Origin of the sequence: Xylanibacter rarus (assembly GCF_001275135.1) — a bacterium.
In the GTDB taxonomy this organism is placed as follows: Bacteria; Bacteroidota; Bacteroidia; order Bacteroidales; family Bacteroidaceae; genus Prevotella; species Prevotella rara.
In genome coordinates, this window is the sequence record NZ_LFQU01000019.1 from 22029 (window position 1) to 43432 (window position 21404).

Consider the following 21404-nt stretch of genomic DNA (forward strand, 5'->3'; position numbering starts at 1 on the left):
AATGGCAGAAAGAAAAGTAAGGGTGCGCTTTGCACCAAGTCCTACCGGGGCGTTGCATATAGGCGGCGTACGTACCGCATTGTATAATTATCTTTTCGCCCGTCAGCATGGCGGCGATTTCGTTTTCAGAATAGAAGATACAGACTCAAACCGTTTTGTTCCGGGCGCAGAGGAGTATATCATAGAGTCGTTCAGATGGCTTGGCATCAAGTTTGACGAGGGTGTCAGCTTCGGCGGCGAACATGGTCCTTACCGTCAGAGCGAGCGTCGTGCGATATACAGAAAATATGTCGACCAGCTGCTCGATGCCGGCAAGGCATACATTGCCTTCGACACGCCCGAGGAGCTTGAGGCAAAACGCCAGGAGATAAAGAACTTCCAGTATGATGCCCATACGCGAATGATGATGCGCAACTCGCTCACATTGCCGGCCGAAGAGGTTGAAAGGCTGATAGCCGACGGCAACCAGTATGTGGTGCGCTTCAAGATTGAGCCGGGCGAGGACGTTCACGTTAACGACATGATACGCGGCGACGTTGTTATAAAGAGCGATATTCTTGACGACAAGGTTCTTTATAAGAGCGCCGACGAACTTCCTACATATCACCTTGCAAACATTGTTGACGACCACCTGATGGAGATTAGCCACGTTATCCGTGGCGAGGAGTGGCTGCCGAGCGCACCGCTGCACGTGCTTCTTTACAGAGCCTTTGGCTGGGAAGACACTATGCCGCGCTTTGCGCATCTGCCTCTGCTGCTCAAACCGGACGGAAAGGGCAAGCTGAGCAAGCGCGACGGCGACCGCCTGGGCTTCCCCGTGTTCCCGCTGGAGTGGCACGATCCTAAGACCGGCGAGGTTTCTAACGGCTTCCGCGAGCAGGGATATTTCCCCGAGGCTGTCATCAACTTCCTTGCACTGCTGGGCTGGAATCCGGGCACAGAGCAGGAGATGTTCACTCTCGATGAGCTTGTTGAGCAGTTCGACATAACGAAGTGCAGCAAGGCCGGAGCGCGTTTCGACTATCAGAAGGGCATCTGGTTCAATCACGAATACATCCTGCGCAAGAGCAATGAGGAAATTTCTAAGCTGTTTGCGCCTATCGTTGCAGGCAACGGCATCGACGAGTCTATGGAGCGCATAACCAAGGTTGTTTCTATGATGAAAGACCGTGTAAGCTTCGTCAAGGAGCTTTGGCCGCTCTGCTCGTTCTTCTTCATTCCTCCTACAGAGTATGACGAGAAGACCGTGCGTAAACGCTGGAAGGAAAATTCGGCTCAGGTTATGGGCGAGCTTGCCGAGGTGCTTGAGGGCATTGACGACTTCTCGCTCGAGAATCAGGAGCACATCGTCATGGCTTGGGTTGAGAGCAAGGGCTACAAGCTGGGCGACGTGATGAATGCTTTCCGTCTTACTCTTGTGGGCGAAGGCAAGGGTCCGGGCATGTTCGACATTTCTGCTTTCCTCGGCAAGGAAGAGACGCTGCGCCGTCTGCGCCGTGCAATCGAGGTGCTTAAATAGACCTAACAAACAAGCATAAGCCGTGTACGAAATTGTTATCAGCCTTTACACGCTGGGCGTGGCCGTGATGAGCCTGTTCAACGATAAGGTAAAGAAGATGTGGCGGGGCGAGCGCGAGGCCTTCAGAGTGCTAAGGAACAGCGTTGACCCCGGCTCACGCTATGTGTGGTTCCATGCGGCGTCGCTCGGAGAGTTTGAGCAGGGTCGTCCCATCATGGAGCGCCTGCGCCGCGAGCATCCCGAGCTTAAGATTCTTCTTACGTTCTTCTCGCCCTCAGGATATGAGGTCAGAAAGAACTATGAGGGAGCCGACATAATATGCTACCTGCCGCTCGACACGTATTTCAATGCGCGCAGATTCCTTAATCTGGTGCATCCCGAAGTAGCTTTTTTCATCAAGTATGAGTTCTGGTGGAACTATCTGCACATACTGAAGCGCCGCAATGTGCCTGTCTACAGCGTGAGCAGCATATTCAGGCCCAATCAGGTGTTCTTCCGCTGGTATGGCCGCACCTACAGCAATGTGCTTAAGTGCTTCACACGTTTCTTCGTTCAGAACGAAGTCAGCAGACAGCTGTTAGCCAAGCTCGGCATCACTGAGGTTGAGATTACGGGCGACACGCGTTTCGACCGTGTGCTGCAGATAAAGAGCCAGGCCAAGAGTCTGCCTATAGTTGAGGCTTTCAGACAAGACTATAAAGTGTTTGTGGCCGGAAGCAGCTGGCCTCCCGATGAGGACATCTTCATCAAATATTTCAACGTCCGCGACGACTGGAAGCTGATTATTGCCCCGCACGTTATCGGCGAGGACCATCTTCAGCAGATATTGTCTAAGCTGAAGGGCAAGGCCGTGAGGTATACCGAGGCCACTCCTGAGAGCGTTGCCGATGCAAAGATTCTCATTATCGACTGTTTCGGTCTGCTCTCCAGCATCTATGGCTACGGCCATGTGTCGTATGTTGGCGGCGGTTTCGGTGTCGGCATACACAATGTGCTCGAGGCGGCGGTATGGAATATACCGGTGATATTCGGTCCTAACAACGAGCGTTTCCAGGAAGCGCAAGACTTGCTTGCATCGGGCGGCGGCCGTCAGATTGACGGCTATCAGCAGTTTGAGAGCCTGATAAACAGCTATATAGCCGACGACAGCCTCCGCAAGGCAGACGGCGACAAGGCTGCGCAATATGTAAGCAGCAAGGCCGGAGCAACGGGAAAGATACTCTCGGCAGTTAAATTCTGATTTTTTTGTTGGCTAATGAATATAAGGACACAGCGCGCCTGCCGTTCACACGGCGACGCGCTGTTGTCTTTTTGTGTTTTTCTTTGTATGTGATGTAAGGTCTTTTATATTTTAGCCGCAGTCTTTCTGCTGCTTTGACCTGCACATTCTCCCGAGATATATGATGAAGTCAGGCGTGCAGAATCCGTTTTTCATCTTATAGGCCTTCTGTCAAACGAGTACATGTTTCTTCTGTATTCGCTTGGCGACATGCCTGTCTGCGACTTTACAAACTTGCCGAAGAATGATATGTTAGGAAAGTTCATCGTGTCCGAAATTTCCTTTATTGTCATGTTTGAGTATCTCAGTCTCTTTATTATCGCGTCAATGGTAAACTGGTGAATCCAGCTCAGCGCAGTTCTTCCGCTGACCTTTTTCGACAGCGACGAAAGATATTTGGGCGTTATGCACAGTTTTTCGGCATACGCACTCACCGATCGCTCCATGCCTCCGTTCTCGGCCAGCAGCTCCATGAAGCGCCTGAACAGCAGGTCGCCCTGTCTTATCACCCCGTTGTATATAGTATTGTCTGTGCATGATGCTATAAGTTCGGCCAGTTCATAGAACGCAAACTGAAAGAGCGAGCGCATTATTTCCCTGTGAAACAGCCCGTCCATGCTTTCCAGCTTAAACTGCAACAGACTGTAGAATCTGTTCATCAGTATCTGTTTTTCGCTGTTGAGGCTTATCACGGGGTGATGAGATGCGTATAATACGATGTTCCAAAAGTTTTTGCTGAGGTCAAGACTTCTGAAAAGAGCCTTGCTCGAGAGTCCGAGAATCTTCAGGTCGATGTCGTCTGATGTATTTATGTCGGTTACGAGCGAGTTAGGCAGACATATCATTATATTGCCTTTTTCAAGTCTGTGGTAAGAGTCGTTGATGCAGCACTCAACTCTTCCTCTGGCACAATATATAACTATCAGCAACTCAAGCTTACAGGGGTTGTCCGTGGGGATGTTCTTCAGGCTTTCCATTACCACGATGTCTCCGTCGTAATAGTCGGTCTGGGCTTCGTTGATTATTGATTCGATGTCTACTTTAAGTTCGTTATCTGTCATAAGTTGCGTCAAAATTTGTTCTTCGGGTGCAAAGATAGGTATTAACTGAAACAGTGCAACTATCTAAAAGTAGATAATAGTGTTCCTAAATTCTTTGCAGTGTTCATATTCTCCACTTTTGGATTTTTTGTTTAGGAAATAAGAACACAAGAGTAAAAGCCTTTATCCGTAATTTTGCAAAAAAATTTTTGAACAAATACAAAGGAAATGAACAAAGCAAGTTATTTAGCAATCCTTGCGCTGTCGGTGGTGCTTCTTGCATCATGCTCCGGCAAGGAAAAGGCGAGAGAGGTGATGCCGGTTAAGGTGAAGACAGAGAAGGCAGAGCCGGTACCCGTAAGTGGAAGTCAGGAATTTTCGGGCACGGTAGAGGCCTCAGACGATGCCGCTCTAAGTTTTGCTTCGGGCGGAACCGTAACAAAGGTATATGTGTCTGTGGGCGATATGGTAAAGAAAGGTGCCCTCATAGCCGAGGTTGATCCTGTCAGCGTGCGCAATGCCTACAATGCAGCCAAGGCCGTGAGAGAGCAGGCTGAGGATGCCTTCAGGCGCATGAAGCAGCTGCACGACGAAGGAAGCCTCACCGAGATGCAGTGGATAGAAGTGCAGAGCAAGCTGCGCCAGGCTGTGTCAACCGAGAACATTGCCCGCAAGAGTCTGACCGACTGCCGTCTTTATGCCCCATACAGCGGATACGTGGCCGAAAAACTTGTCGAGGCAGGGCAGAACGCCGCCCCCGGTATGCCCGTGATAAAGCTGGTAAGTATTAATAAGGTGAAGATAAAGATTGCCGTGCCCGAAGACGAGATGTCTGGCATAAAGGTTGGTCAGAGCGCCCTCGTGCGCGTGCCGGCACTGCAGAACATGAGCTGCAGCGGACGCGTGGCCGAGAAGGGTGTGGCTGCCGACCCGCTGTCGCGCTCTTATGAGGTGAAGATAGAAGTGTCTAACTCTGGCCATAAACTGCTGCCGGGCATGGTGTGCGAGGCCTATGTGGGCGACAATCTTTCAGCCACGGCCGTGGCCCTGCCTGCCAATGTGATACTGATAGACACCGACAACCGCACCTTTGTGTGGACTGCCGTAGGCGGAAAGGCTCACAAGACTTATGTGGAGGTGGGCGAGAGCGTAGGCAGCCGCGTGGTGATTAACAGCGGAATAAGCGCCGGCGACAAGGTTATTGTCGGCGGACAGCAGAAGGTCAGCGAGGGAACTAAAATAGCAGAACTATGACAAAGAAGAAAAGAAACATCGTAGAGTGGGCCATGCACTATCGCCAGATAGTGATAATGGTGGCATGCTGTCTCGTGGCCTTCGGCGTCTACGGTCTGGCTGACATGAACAAGAACGAGTTTCCCGACTTCACGGTGCGCCAGGGTGTGGTTGTAGCCGTCTATCCGGGTGTGTCGGCACAGGACGTTGAAGAACAGCTCACAAAGCCGCTCGAAAACTACATATTCTCATATAAGGAAGTAAAGAAAGAGAAGACCAAGTCGTACAGCCGCAACGGCATGGCCATAATACAGATTGAGCTTAACGACGATGTGTCGGGCACCGACAAGGACAACTTCTGGAGCAAGTTCAAGCACGGCATCAACACGTTCAAGGCTCAGCTGCCTTCAGGTGTGCTTGCGCTCATGGTTCAGGACGACTTCGGCGACACGTCGGCCCTGCTCATAACCATGGAGAGCAAGGACAAGACCTACCGCGAGCTCAACGACTATATGGACGACCTGAAAGACAGGCTGCGCCGCATTGAGAGCATCGGCCGCATGAACGTATTGGGAATGCAGAAGGAGCAAATATCAATATATCTCGACAGCGACAAGATGTCCCACTACGGCATAGGCACCAACACCATTGCCGCCAGCCTCTTTGCCAAGGGCTTCGTTACCACTGCCGGCACGCAGAAGGGCAACGGCTACGACAGTCCGATACAGGTGGAGCGCTCGCTCAACGTGGTGGGCGATGTTGAGCAACTCGTTGTCTACTCCGATCCGTCAGGCAACGTGGTACGTCTGAAGGACGTTGCCAAGATAAGGCGCGAGTATCCCCAGCCGTCGTCGTATGTAACCAACAACGGACAGAAGTGTCTTGTGCTGAGTGTGGAGATGAAGAAGGGCCGCAGCATAACGGCCATGGGAGCTGACATAGAAAAGGTGATGGACGAGTTTAAGTCGACATTGCCGTCAGACGTAACCATCTTCACCATAACGGACCAGACCAAAGTGGTAAACGACAGCGTCGTAAACTTTCTCCGTGAACTTCTCATTGCCATAGCAGCCGTCGTAATAGTGATAATGCTGTTCTTGCCGATGCGCGTCGCTCTTGTGGCGGCGTCCACCATCCCTATCTCTATTTTCATCTCATTAGGTTTGTTCTATGCGTTCGGCATAGAGCTCAACACGGTTACGCTGGCTGCTCTTATTGTTACGCTTGGCATGATTGTCGACAACTCCATCGTGATAATCGACAGCTACATGGAGATGCTTGCCGAGGGCAAGTCGCGCTGGACGGCATCTATCAGCAGTGCCACCCATTTCTTCAAGTCGATATTTTCGGCCACGCTTGCCATAAGCATCACGTTCTTCCCGTTCCTGCTTACTATGAACGGTATGTATCACGACTTTCTGCTTTATTTCCCGTGGTCCATCACCATCGTGCTGCTCATATCGCTTCTGGTGGCAGAGCTTATAGTGCCGTTCCTTCAGTTCTACTTCATACGCAAGCCTGTTGGCACAGGGGGTAAGAAGAAGTTCTCGTTCCTCGACCTCGTTCAGCGCTATTACGACTGGCTCATAGGCCGCTGCTTTGCCCATCCTTACATCACCGTTTCTGTCGGCGTGGCAAGCATAGTGATTGGTTCAGTCATGGTGTCACAGCTGCCGCAGAAGATGATGCCTACGGCCGAGCGCAACCAGTTTGCCGTTGAGATTTACCTTCCCGACGGCACGTCGCTCAAGCGCACCGCTGCCGTTGCCGACAGTCTGGAGCATATTCTGCGCAAAGACAGCCGCGTGGTGTCGGTGGCATCGTTCAAGGGCACTTCGTCGCCGCGTTTCCATGCAGCCTATGCGCCGCAGTTTGGCGGATCTAACTATACACAGTTTATCGTCAATACGAAGAGTAACCACGATACTGAGACCCTGCTGAAAGACTACCGCATGAAGTATGCCACACACTTCCCCGACGCTTATGTGAGGTTTAAGCAGCTGTCTTATTCGCAGGATGCCAATCCTGTTGAGCTAAGGCTTACGGGCGATGACTGGCAGCAGCTTAAGTCGGTTGCCGACTCCGTAACGCGCCTGTGGCGCAACAATCCTTACCTTATGCTTGTGCGCAACGACGTCAATGAGCCTCTGCTGACCACCGACGTAGTGCTCGACGAGACCAAGGCCGGCCGCATGGGCGTAACCAACGCCATGGTTGAGGCCACGCTCGCCACGCGCTATAACAGCAGCGGCATAAGTCTCGGCACGATATGGGACGGCGACTATAACTACGGAGTATGCCTTAAAGGCACTAATGCCGACTCGTCTGCTATGAAAGACGTTGCCGACGAGCTTATACCCGTCAGCGGCGGACTCTCCGTGGTGCCCTTGCGTCAGATAGCCGATATTAAGCCTGTATGGGCTGACGGACAGATAGCTCACCGCAACGGTCTGCGCACCATCACCGTGATGGCAGATGTTGTCAACGATAAGAATGTAATGGAGCTGACCACCGAACTGCAGAAAAACTTCGACACGTCGCGCCTTCCTTCTGGCGTTACGGCCGAGTGGGGCGGCGAGTATGCCGAGTCGCAGGAGTCGCTGCCGCAGATTCTGTCGGCTCTTGCCGTGGCTGTGGTCATCATCTTCTTCATTCTTGTATGGCACTTCCATCGCATCAACACCGCCGTCCTGCTGCTCGTGTCGCTTGCCATGACAATATTTGGTACGAGCTTGGGTGTTGTTATTTCAGGCGTAACGTTCAGTCTTACGTGCTTCCTCGGCATAATCAGCCTGATGGGTATATTGGTGCGCAACGCCATAATAATGTATGACTATGCCGAAGAGCTGCGCGAAAAGGAGAAACTGACCGCCCACGAGGCCATCTTCCTTTCGGCCAAGCGTCGTATGCGTCCCATCTTCCTTACCTCGGCGGCTGCCTCAATGGGTGTCATCCCGATGATTCTCGGCGGCAGCGGTCTGTGGATGCCCATGGGTTCTGTTATATGTTACGGCACGCTGGTTACGATGCTGCTCATACTCACCGTGCTGCCTGTGGCCTACTGGCTGCTGATGAGCGGATCGACAAAGCGTCGTGAGGCAGGACTGAAACTTGAAAATGAATGATAAAAGTAAAAATAAGAAAGCGTTATGAACAATGATATAAAACTAATCGGGCGCGCCCTCTGCGGTCTGCTTGCCGTTCTTAGTCCGGCAGCTGTGCAGGCTCAGACGGGCCTCACGCCCGAGATGTGCCGCAGCATGGCCGTGAGCCATAATGCCAAGATGGTCAACGCCAAGAATGCAGTGGCTGAGGCAGAGCAGACAAAGAAAGAGGCCTTCACCAACTATTTTCCCATTGTCAGTGCCACCGGCATGGGCTTCAATGCCGACAAGGGCATGGCCAAGATGCAGCTTCAGCCCGACATGGCCATGGAGATGTGCAAAAACGGACTCATGGGAGGCGTTACGGCAGTTCAGCCCCTGTTTGCCGGCGGACAGATTGTCAACGGCAACAAGCTTGCCGGACTGGGCGTTGACGTGAGCAAGCTGCAGCTCGAAAAGTCGGAAAACGACGTGGAACTTACAGCCGAACAGTATTTCTGGCAGCTCGTGGCTCTTAACGAGAAACTCAACACGCTGCACGTGGCTGACACTATGCTTACGCGCATTTATCGTGATGTGAACAACTCTGTCAACGCCGGCGTGGCGCTGAAGAACGACCTGCTGCAGGTGCAGCTCGAGAAGAACGACAACATGAGCAACCGCGTAAGCCTTGAGGGCAACATCGCGGTGGCAAGAATGCTGCTCGCACAATATCTCGGACTCGAGGACAGCAGCTTTGTCCTCGTGTCAGACATCAGGGTGGGAGAGATGCCCGAGTCGCCCGCCTCGCTGAAGAGCGACCACCGGTCGGCACTGCAGCTTACGCCCGAATACCGCCTGCTCGAAAAGAACGTTGAGGCTACGAGGCTGAAGCAGAAGCTCGACGTGGGCAAGAACATGCCTACGGTGAGCGTAGGCGCCGGATATATGTATCACGACCTGCTCGACTGCAGCCGCTCGTTTGGCGTGGTGTTTGCCACGGTCAACGTGCCGCTGTCGGCATGGTGGGGCGGAAGCCACGCCATAAAGCGCCGCAAGATGGAGGTTGCCGACGCGCAGACCGAGCTTACGGACAAGTCGCAGTTGCTCGTCATCGGCATGCAGAAGGCATGGAACGACCTCAACACGGCATACACTCAGCTGGGCATAGCCTGCAAGTCGATAGAGCAGGCTGCCGAAAACCTGAGGCTCAACAACAGCTACTATCGCGCCGGAACCGCCACCATGACCGACCTGCTGAAGGCTCAGACGCAATACACGCAGAGCCGCGACCGCTTCGTTGAAACTTATTGCAATTATAAAATACTGACTCTTCAATATCTTCAGTTAACAGGTAGATAGTATTGTTTTGACTTGCGCCCGGAGAGAATTCTTCGGGCGTGTTTTTTTTGTCTGTCTGTTGTGCATGTTTTACCGAAAATATTACCATTATCCCGTTTTTCGTGCTGCTGCCGTGCCGTAAGTGCGGCGAAAGATGTAACTTTGCAGCCATACTTAAAACAATGAAAACAATGTGGTTTGTTCTTTTCTTCGTGCTGCCGTTCGTCGGCCTTGCCTATGTTCTGTGGCATGTGTGGTACCTCCTGCCGCTGTCGGCGGGCTGGCGCTGGGCCGTGGTGAGCGTTGGTCTGGCGGCTTTTCTCACCCTGTTTCTTAACTTTTCGCGTGCCATCGACGGCCTTCCCCTCAATCTGGCTTCGGCATGTTACGAGGTGGGCAACTCCTCCATATTCATCCTTCTTTATCTCGTTATCGCCTTTCTGCTGCTCGACCTCGGGCGGCTTCTTCACATAGTGCCGCGCTCATGGCTCTATTCCAACTGCATCGTGTCCACGGTGCTGTTTGCCGTCGTAGCGCTTGTGTTCATTGCCGGCAACATTCATTATAACAACAAGGTGCGTCATACCATACAACTCACCACCGACAAGCATCTCGGACGCCCCGTCAAGGTGGTCATGATGAGCGACCTTCATCTCGGCTATCACAATCGCCGCAAGGAGCTGGCGCGCTGGGTGGACATGATTAACGCCGAGCATGCCGACCTTATTCTTATTGCCGGCGACATGATAGACATCAGCATGCGTCCGCTCATCGAGGAGAACATGGCGTCAGAGCTGCGCCGTCTCAACGCTCCGGTGTATGCCTGTCTTGGCAATCATGAGTATTACAGCGGCGAGCCGCAGGCGCAGAAGTTCTTTGCCGACGCCGGCATAACGCTGCTGCGCGACAGCATGGCATGCGTGGGGCAGCTGTGCATCATAGGCCGCGACGACCGCACCAATCCGCGCCGCCGCAGCGTGGCGGAGCTTATGCGCCGTGCCGACAAGAGCAGATACACCATTCTGCTCGACCATCAGCCCTATCATCTCGACCGCTCCGAGCGTGCCGGCGTTGACTTTCAGCTTAGCGGCCACACCCATCGCGGGCAGCTATGGCCCATATCGTGGATAACCGACCGCATCTACGAGTGCTCTTACGGACCGTGGCAGCGCGGCAACACGCAATATTATGTAAGTTCGGGCCTTGGCATCTGGGGCGGCAAGTTCCGCATAGGCACCTGTTCAGAGTATGTTGTGGCTACGATAACGGGGCGCAAATAGCCGTCGTCAGAAAAAGTCCCTGAAAATCGTAACATTTTACATAATTTTCCCTTTCAGATTAGATATTTAAGTCCTAAAATAAGCCTATCCATTAAGGAATATTTATCGATTTACTTTCGAATTGTTAGTGGCCGAGTTACGCATTGTAACTCGGCCACTTTTTATGCAAAAGTGGCCCACTTTTCAAGCCTAACTCATAGCCTTTTTTCGTGGATTCTGATGGAATAGGAGAGACGGACCATGATATTAAGAGTAAAGGAACGGTTTTTTTGTGTTATTGAATGGGAAAGCAACATGGTAAATCATTAGAAGCTATACTCATGTTGGCATATATCCGTCAATACAGAGAATATTTTTCTTGTAATACATCACGCTTATTAGTCAATAATTATTTATCTTTGCATACGTAACGGAATATGAACATTGCATTGTAAATAATCTAAGCAATAAACATTTGGACAACTTGAAATTGCTATGAAGTAAACATCTTTTTATACAAATTTCTGACAGAATGCAATTGTTTATTATTGTAGCATTATAATTAAAATAGACACAATGGCAAAAAAGACAAAGTCGTTTTCACATATAGAGGCGCAGGATGCGCTCGAGAAGTTAAATGAAAGCAGACCTTCAGGAGAAGAGCTGATATATAGTCTTCTCCGTATATTTTGTGGTTACGGTGATGGCAATATAAAACGCATCCGCGACGGAGTGGGCAATAAGGCAAAAGACGGACGAACTGTGCTTATACCAAATCTGATAGCATATCGCCCGAAAGGTGAGCTTGACTTCTATGATGAGATAAAGGATATGCAGGCAGACAAAAAGATAATAAAGCATACGCCTCGTCTTTTTGTAGTAAGCGACGGAAGTAAAATTGTGGCTCTCGACCCTAAAGAGCAAGATATATATGAAAACGAAGTAGGGTTGTTGTGGAAAGATTTTGAGTTTTTTTGCCCGCTTGCCGGTATAGAGAAAATAAGAAATGTTGAAGAAGCTGAAGCTGATATAAAGTCAGCGGAGCTTATGGCTAAGATATTTGATGAGATAAGGCGTCATAATGATATTAAGGATAAAGAAGAGATGCATAATCTTAATATCTTTATGTCGCGCCTCTTGTTCTGCTATTTTGCTGAAGACACGAACCTGTTTCCTGAACAGAATCTTTTTACAAATGCCATAATACAGTTTACTGCTGAAGACGGACACGACCTTGCAGAGTTTATCGACAGGGCTTTTTTTGCAATGTCTACCGACAATCCTGACGTACGTAATACTTTGCCTAAGCAGTTTTCTGTTTTTCCATACGTCAACGGCGGATTGTTTAAAGAACGCATACCCATACCAGTGTTGAGCCGTCGTACACGTGTGCTTATGATTAAGTGTGGTGATTTTGATTGGAAAGACATTAATCCCGACATATTCGGCTCTATGATTCAGGCTGTCGTAACTCCAGAGATGCGTGCCGGGCTGGGTATGCATTATACGTCTGTGCCTAACATTATGAAACTTATCTGTCCGTTGTTTCTCGATGATTTGCGTGATGAATTTACTGTGGCGAAAGACACAAAAGACATAAAGCGTTTGCGCAGACTGTTGGCAAGGCTTGGAAAAATAAAGTTTTTCGATCCGGCTTGTGGTAGTGGCAACTTCCTTATCGTTACATATAAGCGTATTCGTGAACTTGAAATTGAGATATGGGAAGTTTTGCGCAAACTTGGAGAATCAGAACTGCCGATGTCTAATATAAGTCTGCAACAGTTTTATGGCATCGAGATTGACGATTTTGCATGCGATACGGCTACGCTTTCTCTTTGGTTAGCTGAACATCAGATGAATAATAAGTTTTATTCTGCATTTGGTGTCCATGTTGACGCTTTACCTCTTCGTCCGAGCGGACACATTGTGTGCCAGAATGCGTGTCGTGTTGATTGGAATACAGTTTGTCCGCACACGCCAGATGAGGAAGTTTATGTTATGGGGAATCCTCCGTATTTAGGGAGTAGGCGACAAAACAAAGAACAGAAAACAGACATGGAGATTTTATTCAAGGAAAATTTTGGTGAATTAGATTATATTTCATGTTGGTTTTTTGCAGGCTCAAATTATATTAAAAACACCAAAGGTAAATATGCTTTTGTATCAACAAATTCAATATGCCAAGGATTACAGATGTCAATATTGTGGAAAAGGATTGTAGCCAATAATGAAGCTATCAATTTTGCATATACTTCATTCAAATGGTCTAATAATGCAAGATTGAATGCTGCTGTAACTGTTATTATTGTTGGTGTATGTAATGAAAAAATATAAATAAGAAAATAATTTATAATAATGGACATTTAAAATATGTAAAAAATATTTCTCCTTTATTAATTGATGCACCAACAGTTTTTGTTGAAAGTGTTTCAAAACCTCTATGTAAAGTACCTGGTATGAATTTTGGAAACATGCCTGCAGATGGGGGATTTTTATTGTTTTCATCGAATGAAAAAAATGATTTCATTCAGAAAGAACCTCAAAGTTCCGCTTATTTTCGACAAATATATGGGTCTGATGAATTTATTAATGGGAGAGAACGCTGGTGTTTGTGGTTGTATGGCAAAAAAATAGATGATTTTGAACAAATGCCTTTAATAAAAGAACGTATAGATAATGTACGTAAAATCAGATTGAGATCTTCACGCCCACATTTAGCAGAAACTCCGCATCTTTTTGCTCAGATAACGCAACCATTAGGTATTCCTTTTATTATAATTCCAAGTGTCTCTTCTGAACGACGTGAATACATTCCTATGGGGTATTTAGATAGTTCTAAGTTGGCAACTAATCTATGTATGGTAATTGGTACTAAGGATATTTTTCTTTTTGCTGTTCTTACCAGTAAGATGCATATGGTATGGGTTAAGACTGTGGGGGGAAGATTAAAGACTGATTACCGTTATTCTGCACAGCTTTGTTATAATACTTTCCCTTTTCCTGCTATCAGCGAATCGCAGAAATCGGAGTTGGAAGAATTGGCACAAGAGGTTTTGGATATTCGTGACGAACATTTTGACATGACACTTGGCGAAATGTATAACCCAGAAACAATGCCTGACGATTTAAAAGATGTACACCGTCGGCTTGACCTCGCCGTTGAGCGTTGCTACCGCCTTGAACCTTTCACCTCGGACGAAGAACGCCTTGAATGTTTGTTTAATTTGTATGTTAAAATGACGAAGAAATGAAGAATAAAGATACACTTATTTATATTGATGACATTTTTTCGGAAGAAAAAAGAAAAGCAGTTTATGCATGTTCCATGATTGTTCAAATGAATCAATTGGTTCGCATGTATTTTCTCGATCACATATCTTAAAACCAATAAGTAAAGACCTTAATATATACCAATTTAATCAAAGGCCATTAATATTCCTTAGTAATAAGCATGATGTCTTTTGTTATAAATTAGAACCTATTAGAAACGCTTTTATATTTAAAGGTTTTTGTCAAAAACATGATAATGATTTATTTAAATCTATTGAACCGCACAATGGATTTGTCGATTGGTCACAGAAAAAGTCTCAATATTTATTAAGTTATCGAACAATTTGTCGGGAAATTTATGCTAATAATGTTGTTATAAATGTTATTGATACAATTTCTAAAGATAATTATGCAAAACGGCAATCAATCAATCTTTTTAGTTTAGAAAAACAATTAATAACATTACAATATACAAGAGAAAATTTATTTTACTATAAATCTTTGTTGGAAAAAGATATTCTTAAGGAAGATTTTTCAAGTATAAGTTTTAAATATATTGAGTTACCTTTTCAATTTGACCTTTGTGTTTCTGCCCCAATCTACATTGATTATGGTAATGGTCTATGTTTTAATTCTGATTGTCAAGAATTAAATATTGTAAATATATTTCCTTATTATGGCAAAACAATTATACTTTTTGGCTATTTACAAAAGTTTAATAATCAATGGATGGATGGTATCTTGCCTAAGTTCAAATCACCATATCCACATATTGTAAGTTCTGCTTTTGTAGATATACTTTATCGGGCAGAATTTAATGCTATGTCCCCATCTTTATATGATTCTCTTGATAAAGACTTATTAAATGAATTCTTTAGAACGTGGAAAAAGGAAGTAAATAATTTTTCTGATGATATGCAAGAGGTATCACATTTATTTTATTATACTTTAAATGAGCTTATGCCAAAATCATGGAAAGATTTATAGAAATATCAATATGAAAATTGAATATATTGTTTTTACGAGAGCACAATAGTATTTATTATCAAGATACAAAGATGATGATAATTTTATGGATTTAGAAATAAACGATAAAAATTTGTATCTGTTGTTACCGGGTAAAGTTAGTAGGATGGTGCAAATTTATTCGCATGAATATAATATTCCTATCATAGAGGCTTTGAAAAGATTTTATCTTTCAGATACTTACAAAAAATTAGCAGATGAAACAACAAAATTATGGCATTATGGTGCTGTTGCTTTGTATCAAGAATTTATTGACGAACTAAAAAATAAAGAAAACGAAAATGGCAATAAATAATCTTGTAAACATCCAATATGCCCAAACTGGAGAATCGAGCGCAACCAACGAAATGGGAATGCGCGAGATGCAGGCAATGGTTTATGAACAACGTCAGCGTCAATATCTGTTGGTGAAAGCTCCGCCGGCATCAGGCAAGAGCCGCGCCATGATGTTTGTAGCACTCGACAAGTTGGCTAATCAGGGAATAAGGAAAGTGATAGTGTCGGTACCTGAAAAGTCTATCGGACGTTCGTTTAAAGACACAAAACTGAAAGATTTTGGATTTTTTGAAGATTGGAAGGTAGCACCTTATTATAATTTGTGCGATTCGCTTGGTTCGGAAACTTCAAAGCGTAAGAAGGTGCATGAGTTTTTGTTGCCGGCAACATCGGCAAAGATTCTTGTTTGCACACACAGCACATTGCGTAACGCAATGAAAGACGTGCCTAACGAGCAGCTTAATGACGTATTCTTCGGTATAGACGAATTTCATCATACTTCTGCAGATGCGAACAATAATCTCGGAGAACTTATACGCAGACTGCTTAATGAAACGTCTGCACATGTATTGGCAATGACAGGAAGCTACTTCCGTGGCGACGCCATACCTGTAATGCGTCCTGAAGATGAAGAGAAATTCCAACCCTCTATCAACTATAATTATTACCAACAGTTGAGCGGATACAAGTATCTGAAGAGCCTCGGCATTGGTTATCAGTTCTTTACAGGTAAATATATTACGGCAATTCCTGAAACGCTCGATACGACAAAGAAGACACTGATACATATACCTAACGTAAATTCAAAGACTTCGTATGCGTTGAAGTATGATGAAGTTGCAGACATAATAAAATGTATTGGTGAAATAGTAGAAGAAGATTATGAACACCATATTTACCATGTGCGAACTTCAGACGGACGCATTCTTAAAGTCGGCGACCTTGTGGAAGATGAACAGTCGCGTAGGGATGCATTGCAGGCTTATCTGCAACGTATGAATTCACGTGACGCTCTTGACATACTTATTGCTCTTGGAACAGCCAAAGAAGGTTTCGACTGGGCATGGTGCGAGTGTTGTATAACTATCGGCATACGGTCTTCTTTAACTGAAATAGTTCAGATTATTGGACGTTGCACCCGCGACTGTGAAGGAAAGACGCATGCACAGTTTATTAATCTGATACCTTGCCCGGACGCTGCACAGGATGATGTTTCTATGGCAGTAAACGATTTTCTTAAAGCTATTTCTGCTTCATTGCTTATGGAACAGGTGATGGCTCCACGCTGGACATTCAAGACGAAACGTGACGACGAGGATGAAGATAAAGAGGATAACAAAATAGGCGGTAAAAACAACAAACACACGATTGAAGTAAAAGGTCTGCCCGTTCTTTCAGAAAGGGCACAAGCAATATTGGACAACGACCTTGACACTTTGATTGCATCAGCACTTTCAGATAAGAAAATCCGTGACGCAATAATCGGTACTGAAAAGAATGAAATGATAACACAGGTGTATTTCCCTAAATTAATATCCGAGAAATATAAGTTTCTGAATCAAGAGGAAGCTGAGGACCTGTCTAAATATGCAGTTTTGACGATTGCGACACAGGGAGAGGATATAAAGACTGATGACAGTGGAAATAAGTTTATAAGACTTGCTAACCGTTTTGTTAATCTGGATGATTTGTCTATAAATCTTATTGATTCGATAAATCCGTTCCAGCGTGCATACGAAATTCTGTCAAGGTCATTGACTCCTGAGGTTCTTCGCACGATACAATATGAGATTGAATCAACCCGTGAAGATATGACAAAAGAAGAAGCTGTAATTCTGTTTAAAAAGTATTTGCCTAAATGGCGTGAAGAACATGACGGAAAAGTGCCGACAATAAATGAAGCAGACGCTAACGGCAGAAGAATAGCTTTGGCCATTGAATACATACGTAAACTTAAACAGCAGTCACTTGCAAATAAAAGATGATAAACTGGGACGAAGAACTTGAACAAATATTTGAAGATCCACTTTTTGCTGATGTTACGGCTCCAAGAAAGAAAGTGACTTCAAGCGACCGGCTTATTGCCGGATTTCAGAAAATATTAGAGTTTGTTGAAACAAACAACCGATTACCACAGAATTGTGATAATCGTGAGGAAAGAACACTATATAATCAGCTTAAAGGTATTCTTAAAGACCCTAAGAAGGTAGAGAAATGTAAGCCTTACGATACCGCCAATATATTAAGCGAACGGAACGAAGATGAAATTTCTGATTCGGAAAAGAACTGTAAAAGTGAAACGGAACTTCTTGACGAAATTTTTAATGACCCAATATTTGATGGCATAAGTTCTGATGATAATTCTTTGTTCGAACTTCCGGATTATATGAAAAAGCGTCTTGAAGAGCGTAAGGAAGCTGACTATGTTGCTCAAAGGGTGAAATGTGAAGATTTTGATAAGTTTGAGGCTGGATTTAAAGAAGTTCATGCTGGTCTGAAATCAGGTAAATATAGATTGATTAAATTCAAGGAAGCTCATATTGCACAAGGGAGATACTTCTTGGAAGATGGAATATTGGTTTATATTGCAGGGCTTGATCAAATAGAAAAGAATAGACACGGAAGGAAAGATAGCCGTACCCGATGTGTATATGAAAATGGAATGGAATCGGGAATTTACATGCAGACCTTATGTAAAAATCTTTATAGTACAGGCTATACAATACAAAACGTTTCGGATGTTGAAGAAGATTATCTGGAAAAGAAATTTTCAATAAATTCAAATGATGTGGAAAGTGGTATAATCTATGTGCTGCGTTCTTTGTCAAAAGATCCTGAAATAGCCTCAATAAAGAATCTTTATAAGATTGGTTTTACTACGACGACAGTAGATGCACGCATAGCCAATGCAAAGAATGAGCCGACATATCTTTGTGCAGACGTTGAAGTTGTTGAGATATGGAGAGTTTATAATGTAAAAAGTTCAGTCTTTGAAGCACTTATACATAAACTCTTTGATAATGTTCAGTTGCAGGTCGTTGTTGATGGGAAAAAGCCTAAAGAATGGTTTGTCGTTCCGTTCAATGTTATTGAACAAGCGGTTAAATATATTATTAGTGGAGTCCCTATTGCATACGATGAAACTGTGCAGCAAATAGTTGTTTTAAAAGAATAAAGAAAAGTGATATAATAATAAAGACTAAAACTTTCTTGTTGACCATAATCCATTGCCGTTACGCAATATGCGGTGCGCACGACATTCTTATTATTGTCAACAAAAAAGTTTTAGTCTTGTTGTTTTGTTATTTATGCCTTTCGGCTGTAGCTTCTTACAGCTTACTCATAAACTTCTCGCGGTCAACGATGAAGCGCAGGTGAGTGCCTTCGCCTATCACGGCGTCGCCCTGCATGGCTTTGACTGTGAAATACAGTTTACGGCCGTCTACCTTTGTCAGCGTGGCTTCTGCCTTGACCTCAGCTCCTAATGGCGTAGGCTTCAGGTGTGATGACTCTATGTGTCCGCCTACGGTGGTGCTTCCTTCTGGCAGTTCGGGGGCAACGGCCAACATTGCGGCGTTCTCCATCAGCGCCATCATGGCCGGCGTAGCCAACACGGGCATGTCGCCCGAACCCATGGCCTTGGCGGTGAGAGCTTCGGTCACCGTCAGGCTGCTTGTGTGTGTAAGTCCTGTTTCCAGCATAATATTTATAGATGATTTTATTTTCAATGTTCAAAAATACATAATCTTTACTTTACGTGCAAGCTATTAAGTGCCGATTTTTTGTTTTGCAATATAAAATAAACTAACTTTGCATCGTGAACATAAAAAAGATAATAACATTATGGCATTAATAAAATCAATAAAAGGTCTGACACCCAAATGGGGCAAGGACTGCTATTTCAGCGAAAACGCCACTGTTGTTGGCGAGGTTAACATGGGCGACGAATGCTCAATATGGTTCAACGCCGTTGTGCGCGGCGATGTGGCTCCCGTAACCATAGGCAACCGTGTAAACGTGCAGGACGGTGCCTGCGTGCATGTTACCAACACCACCGGTCCGGTTATTATTGAAGACGACGTGAGCATAGGCCACAACGCCACCGTGCATGCCTGCACGATACGCCGCGGAGCGCTGATAGGCATGGGCGCAACGGTGCTCGACAATGCCGAAGTGGGCGAGGGCGCAATAGTAGCTGCCGGCGCACTGGTGCTGCAGGGCACAAAGATTGGTCAGCACGAGATATGGGGCGGAGTGCCTGCCAAGTTTATCAAGAAGACACGTCCCGACCAGGCAGAGAGCTTTGCCAAGCATTATGTTGAATACTCTAAGTGGTATCTTGAGGAAGAATAATTAAGTTGTGGCTGACGGCAGACAGCCGTGTGCCGGACGATGCTCTTTCGGCATAGAGTCAGCGCGGCATGCCGGTAAGGTCATAATTGCTGTAACGCACAAAAAAAGTGACGCCCCGCAGGAATCATTCCTGCGGGGCGTCGTTGTCTTATAGGGGTCTTTAAATCTAGGAATTAATAGTCTGTGTTCTGAGGATCAAAGTTTGTCCATCCGTCGAGCCATGTGTCGCCTGCAGCGAAAGCTCCGATGTAAGAAACCTGGTCGAAACCGCTCAGCAGAGAGTTTGTGAATGCTGCAGCGCTGAGCAGCGGGCTGCCTGATGTCGGGATATATCCTGTTGTGTCGAACCAGCCTGTAGCAGCCTCATAGAACTTGTTGCCGCTCTGAGCCTTGAAGAATGTGCTTGAGAATGAAGGCTGAGATTCGTCAACCTGTTTTGTCTCGTAGTTGTAGAGGCCGTCTACATAAATCTTGTTGAAGTCAGTACCAACGGCGTTGACATTAGCCAGCCAGATGTTCTCGAGCTTCAGGTTGCCTGCTGTTGCTGCGCCCTGTGTGTCGCCCTTCTCGTTGTCGATGATGATACCGATAGGCCAGCCTATTGCAACAGAGTTGAAGCAGTTGAGGTGAGTGTCGCGGCGTATGTGCATTGCAGCCTGGAACTTGCCGAGGCTTGAGCCGTTGTTGGGATAGTAGTTGCCGCCGTTGATGTAAGAAGCGTCGTTTACGAACGAAGCGTCTGTAGCCATCGGGCCTACGAGTGTCATGTTAGAGAATACGGCAGATGTGTGAGGCTCGCTGTTAGAACCGTCGGCGTTGTTGTCGCTCTCGAAGCTGTTGCTCTGTGATACGTCGGCAATCTTAGAGTCGCGTACTGACAGACCGAACTGAACTTTTCCGCTGAATCCGTTGTCTGTGTCGAAGTCGTCGTCCCAGCCTTTGTATGCTACAAGATATTTGCAGTTTACTGTTCCGCCGAACCACTCATAAGAGTCGTCGTTGGTATATGACACCTGTACGTGGTCGATCTTTGTGCCGCTTCCTACAGAACCGAGTGTAAGACCGTTGATCTCCTGGTCGGTCTGGAAAGGATAGCCTGCAAACTCGATGCGCACGTAGCTCAGCACGCCTGAGTTGTCGGCGTCGTCGTTACCTCCGTGCTTGGTGCGCGGACCACCTTCAATCTGCATTTCGCTCTTGTTGTTCTTAGCTTTACCGCAGATGATGATGCCACCCCAGTCGCCCGGACGGCGGTTGCCTTTAGCCTCTTCTGATGTAAACACGATAGGTTCTGTTGCTGTTCCCTGTGCGATGAGCTTACCGCCGCGCTCAGCTATGAGCGAAGCCTTTGTCTGCTTGTCGCCCTTGATTACGGTTCCCGGCTCTATTGTAAGCTCGGCTCCGTCGGCTATGTAAACCCATCCTTTCAGGATATATGTGCCTTTCTTGATAGTCTGCTTTCCTGTGAAAACAAACTCCTGGTCACCGTTTCCGATCTGTGTACCGTTGTCGTTTACGTTGGCGTCGCCGTCTGCCGTGAACAGCAGGTGGTCGCAGGCCTTGATACCGCCGTTGGTGGTCCAGTTGACACCGCTCTGTGAAGTGCCAGAATTGTCGTCGTCGCTGCAAGAGCTCATTGTGAGCGCCATTGCCATGATGCCTAAGCATCCGTAAAGTTTAAACTTGTCCATTTTCATCTTTTTGTTAAACATCTTATAGTGAATA

At 46.4% G+C, this 21404-nt stretch carries 16 protein-coding genes; 13 read left to right on the forward strand and 3 right to left on the reverse strand.

Going from position 1 to position 21404, the window contains the following annotated elements; translation table 11 throughout:
* The first annotated feature begins 1 nt into the window (after position 1).
* Together gltX and ACU52_RS10045 are read left to right on the forward strand one after the other, a co-directional pair.
* Positions 2-1519, forward strand: a complete 1518-nt coding sequence (gene gltX / locus ACU52_RS10040) for a glutamate--tRNA ligase (protein ID WP_021853582.1) — start codon at positions 2-4, stop codon at positions 1517-1519.
* Between the two features lie 22 nt (positions 1520-1541).
* Positions 1542-2759, forward strand: coding sequence for a 3-deoxy-D-manno-octulosonic acid transferase (locus ACU52_RS10045; RefSeq protein WP_053398687.1), 1218 nt, complete (start codon positions 1542-1544; stop codon positions 2757-2759).
* Positions 2760-2950: 191 nt separating this feature from the next.
* Here ACU52_RS10045 and ACU52_RS10050 read toward each other — a convergent pair whose 3' ends face one another.
* The gene (locus ACU52_RS10050; RefSeq protein WP_053398688.1) at positions 2951-3859 is read right to left on the reverse strand and encodes a helix-turn-helix domain-containing protein; all 909 of its coding nucleotides are present in this window, start codon (positions 3857-3859) and stop codon (positions 2951-2953) included.
* A 207-nt stretch (positions 3860-4066) separates the two neighbouring features.
* On the opposite strand from ACU52_RS10050, the gene ACU52_RS10055 reads away from it, so the two are divergent.
* The 10 genes from ACU52_RS10055 to ACU52_RS10095 all read left to right on the forward strand — a co-directional run bounded on the left by ACU52_RS10055 (position 4067) and on the right by ACU52_RS10095 (position 18501).
* Positions 4067-5092, forward strand: coding sequence for an efflux RND transporter periplasmic adaptor subunit (locus tag ACU52_RS10055; protein ID WP_021853579.1), 1026 nt, complete (start codon positions 4067-4069; stop codon positions 5090-5092).
* Positions 5089-8196: an efflux RND transporter permease subunit gene (locus ACU52_RS10060; protein WP_053398689.1), complete on the forward strand. Its 3108-nt coding sequence runs from the start codon at positions 5089-5091 to the stop codon at positions 8194-8196. The genes ACU52_RS10055 and ACU52_RS10060 overlap by 4 nt, the downstream gene beginning before the upstream one ends.
* A gap of 24 nt (positions 8197-8220) precedes the next feature.
* Positions 8221-9516 (forward strand): TolC family protein, encoded by a 1296-nt coding sequence (locus ACU52_RS10065; RefSeq protein ID WP_021853577.1) that lies wholly within the window; start codon positions 8221-8223, stop codon positions 9514-9516.
* Positions 9517-9677: 161 nt separating this feature from the next.
* A complete protein-coding gene (locus tag ACU52_RS10070; RefSeq protein WP_193391581.1) occupies positions 9678-10775 on the forward strand; it encodes a metallophosphoesterase in 1098 nt (365 codons plus the stop codon).
* Positions 10776-11585: 810 nt separating this feature from the next.
* A complete protein-coding gene (locus ACU52_RS10075; protein WP_162207765.1) occupies positions 11586-13088 on the forward strand; it encodes a DNA methyltransferase in 1503 nt (500 codons plus the stop codon).
* Positions 13089-13150: 62 nt separating this feature from the next.
* A complete protein-coding gene (locus ACU52_RS14805) occupies positions 13151-14005 on the forward strand; it encodes a type IIL restriction-modification enzyme MmeI (protein ID WP_316936654.1) in 855 nt (284 codons plus the stop codon).
* 67 nt (positions 14006-14072) lie between these two features.
* Positions 14073-15011, forward strand: a complete 939-nt coding sequence (locus ACU52_RS10080; RefSeq protein WP_053398690.1) for a hypothetical protein — start codon at positions 14073-14075, stop codon at positions 15009-15011.
* 85 nt (positions 15012-15096) lie between these two features.
* Positions 15097-15345 carry a hypothetical protein gene (locus ACU52_RS10085; protein WP_053398691.1) on the forward strand — a complete coding sequence of 83 codons (249 nt, stop codon included), beginning with the start codon at positions 15097-15099 and terminating at the stop codon, positions 15343-15345.
* The gene (locus tag ACU52_RS10090; RefSeq protein WP_204374660.1) at positions 15332-17311 is read left to right on the forward strand and encodes a DEAD/DEAH box helicase; all 1980 of its coding nucleotides are present in this window, start codon (positions 15332-15334) and stop codon (positions 17309-17311) included. Before ACU52_RS10085 ends, ACU52_RS10090 begins: the two co-directional genes overlap by 14 nt.
* A complete protein-coding gene (locus ACU52_RS10095; RefSeq protein WP_053398692.1) occupies positions 17308-18501 on the forward strand; it encodes a GIY-YIG nuclease family protein in 1194 nt (397 codons plus the stop codon). Before ACU52_RS10090 ends, ACU52_RS10095 begins: the two co-directional genes overlap by 4 nt.
* 154 nt (positions 18502-18655) lie before the next feature.
* Here ACU52_RS10095 and ACU52_RS10100 read toward each other — a convergent pair whose 3' ends face one another.
* A complete protein-coding gene (locus tag ACU52_RS10100) occupies positions 18656-19027 on the reverse strand; it encodes a thioesterase family protein (protein WP_053398707.1) in 372 nt (123 codons plus the stop codon).
* Positions 19028-19169: 142 nt separating this feature from the next.
* On the opposite strand from ACU52_RS10100, the gene ACU52_RS10105 reads away from it, so the two are divergent.
* On the forward strand, positions 19170-19679 hold the full coding sequence (locus ACU52_RS10105; protein WP_053398693.1) for a gamma carbonic anhydrase family protein: 510 nt from the start codon (positions 19170-19172) through the stop codon (positions 19677-19679).
* A 173-nt stretch (positions 19680-19852) separates the two neighbouring features.
* Here the strand turns inward: ACU52_RS10105 and ACU52_RS10110 are convergent, their stop codons facing one another.
* The gene (locus tag ACU52_RS10110; RefSeq protein ID WP_147630836.1) at positions 19853-21370 is read right to left on the reverse strand and encodes a hypothetical protein; all 1518 of its coding nucleotides are present in this window, start codon (positions 21368-21370) and stop codon (positions 19853-19855) included.
* Positions 21371-21404: the final 34 nt, after the last annotated feature.

What these genes read in the sequence shown, in the direction of transcription:
- gltX (WP_021853582.1), top strand. Translation starts at nt 2, where the DNA reads ATGGCAGAAAGAAAAGTAAGGGTGCGCTTTGCACCAAGTCCTACCGGG.
- ACU52_RS10050 (WP_053398688.1), bottom strand. Translation starts at nt 3,859, where the DNA reads ATGACAGATAACGAACTTAAAGTAGACATCGAATCAATAATCAACGAA.
- ACU52_RS10055 (WP_021853579.1), top strand. Translation starts at nt 4,067, where the DNA reads ATGAACAAAGCAAGTTATTTAGCAATCCTTGCGCTGTCGGTGGTGCTT.
- ACU52_RS10060 (WP_053398689.1), top strand. Translation starts at nt 5,089, where the DNA reads ATGACAAAGAAGAAAAGAAACATCGTAGAGTGGGCCATGCACTATCGC.
- ACU52_RS10065 (WP_021853577.1), top strand. Translation starts at nt 8,221, where the DNA reads ATGAACAATGATATAAAACTAATCGGGCGCGCCCTCTGCGGTCTGCTT.
- ACU52_RS10070 (WP_193391581.1), top strand. Translation starts at nt 9,678, where the DNA reads ATGAAAACAATGTGGTTTGTTCTTTTCTTCGTGCTGCCGTTCGTCGGC.
- ACU52_RS10075 (WP_162207765.1), top strand. Translation starts at nt 11,586, where the DNA reads ATGCAGGCAGACAAAAAGATAATAAAGCATACGCCTCGTCTTTTTGTA.
- ACU52_RS10080 (WP_053398690.1), top strand. Translation starts at nt 14,073, where the DNA reads ATGTTCCATGATTGTTCAAATGAATCAATTGGTTCGCATGTATTTTCT.
- ACU52_RS10085 (WP_053398691.1), top strand. Translation starts at nt 15,097, where the DNA reads ATGGATTTAGAAATAAACGATAAAAATTTGTATCTGTTGTTACCGGGT.
- ACU52_RS10090 (WP_204374660.1), top strand. Translation starts at nt 15,332, where the DNA reads ATGGCAATAAATAATCTTGTAAACATCCAATATGCCCAAACTGGAGAA.
- ACU52_RS10095 (WP_053398692.1), top strand. Translation starts at nt 17,308, where the DNA reads ATGATAAACTGGGACGAAGAACTTGAACAAATATTTGAAGATCCACTT.
- ACU52_RS10100 (WP_053398707.1), bottom strand. Translation starts at nt 19,027, where the DNA reads ATGCTGGAAACAGGACTTACACACACAAGCAGCCTGACGGTGACCGAA.
- ACU52_RS10105 (WP_053398693.1), top strand. Translation starts at nt 19,170, where the DNA reads ATGGCATTAATAAAATCAATAAAAGGTCTGACACCCAAATGGGGCAAG.
- ACU52_RS10110 (WP_147630836.1), bottom strand. Translation starts at nt 21,370, where the DNA reads ATGGACAAGTTTAAACTTTACGGATGCTTAGGCATCATGGCAATGGCG.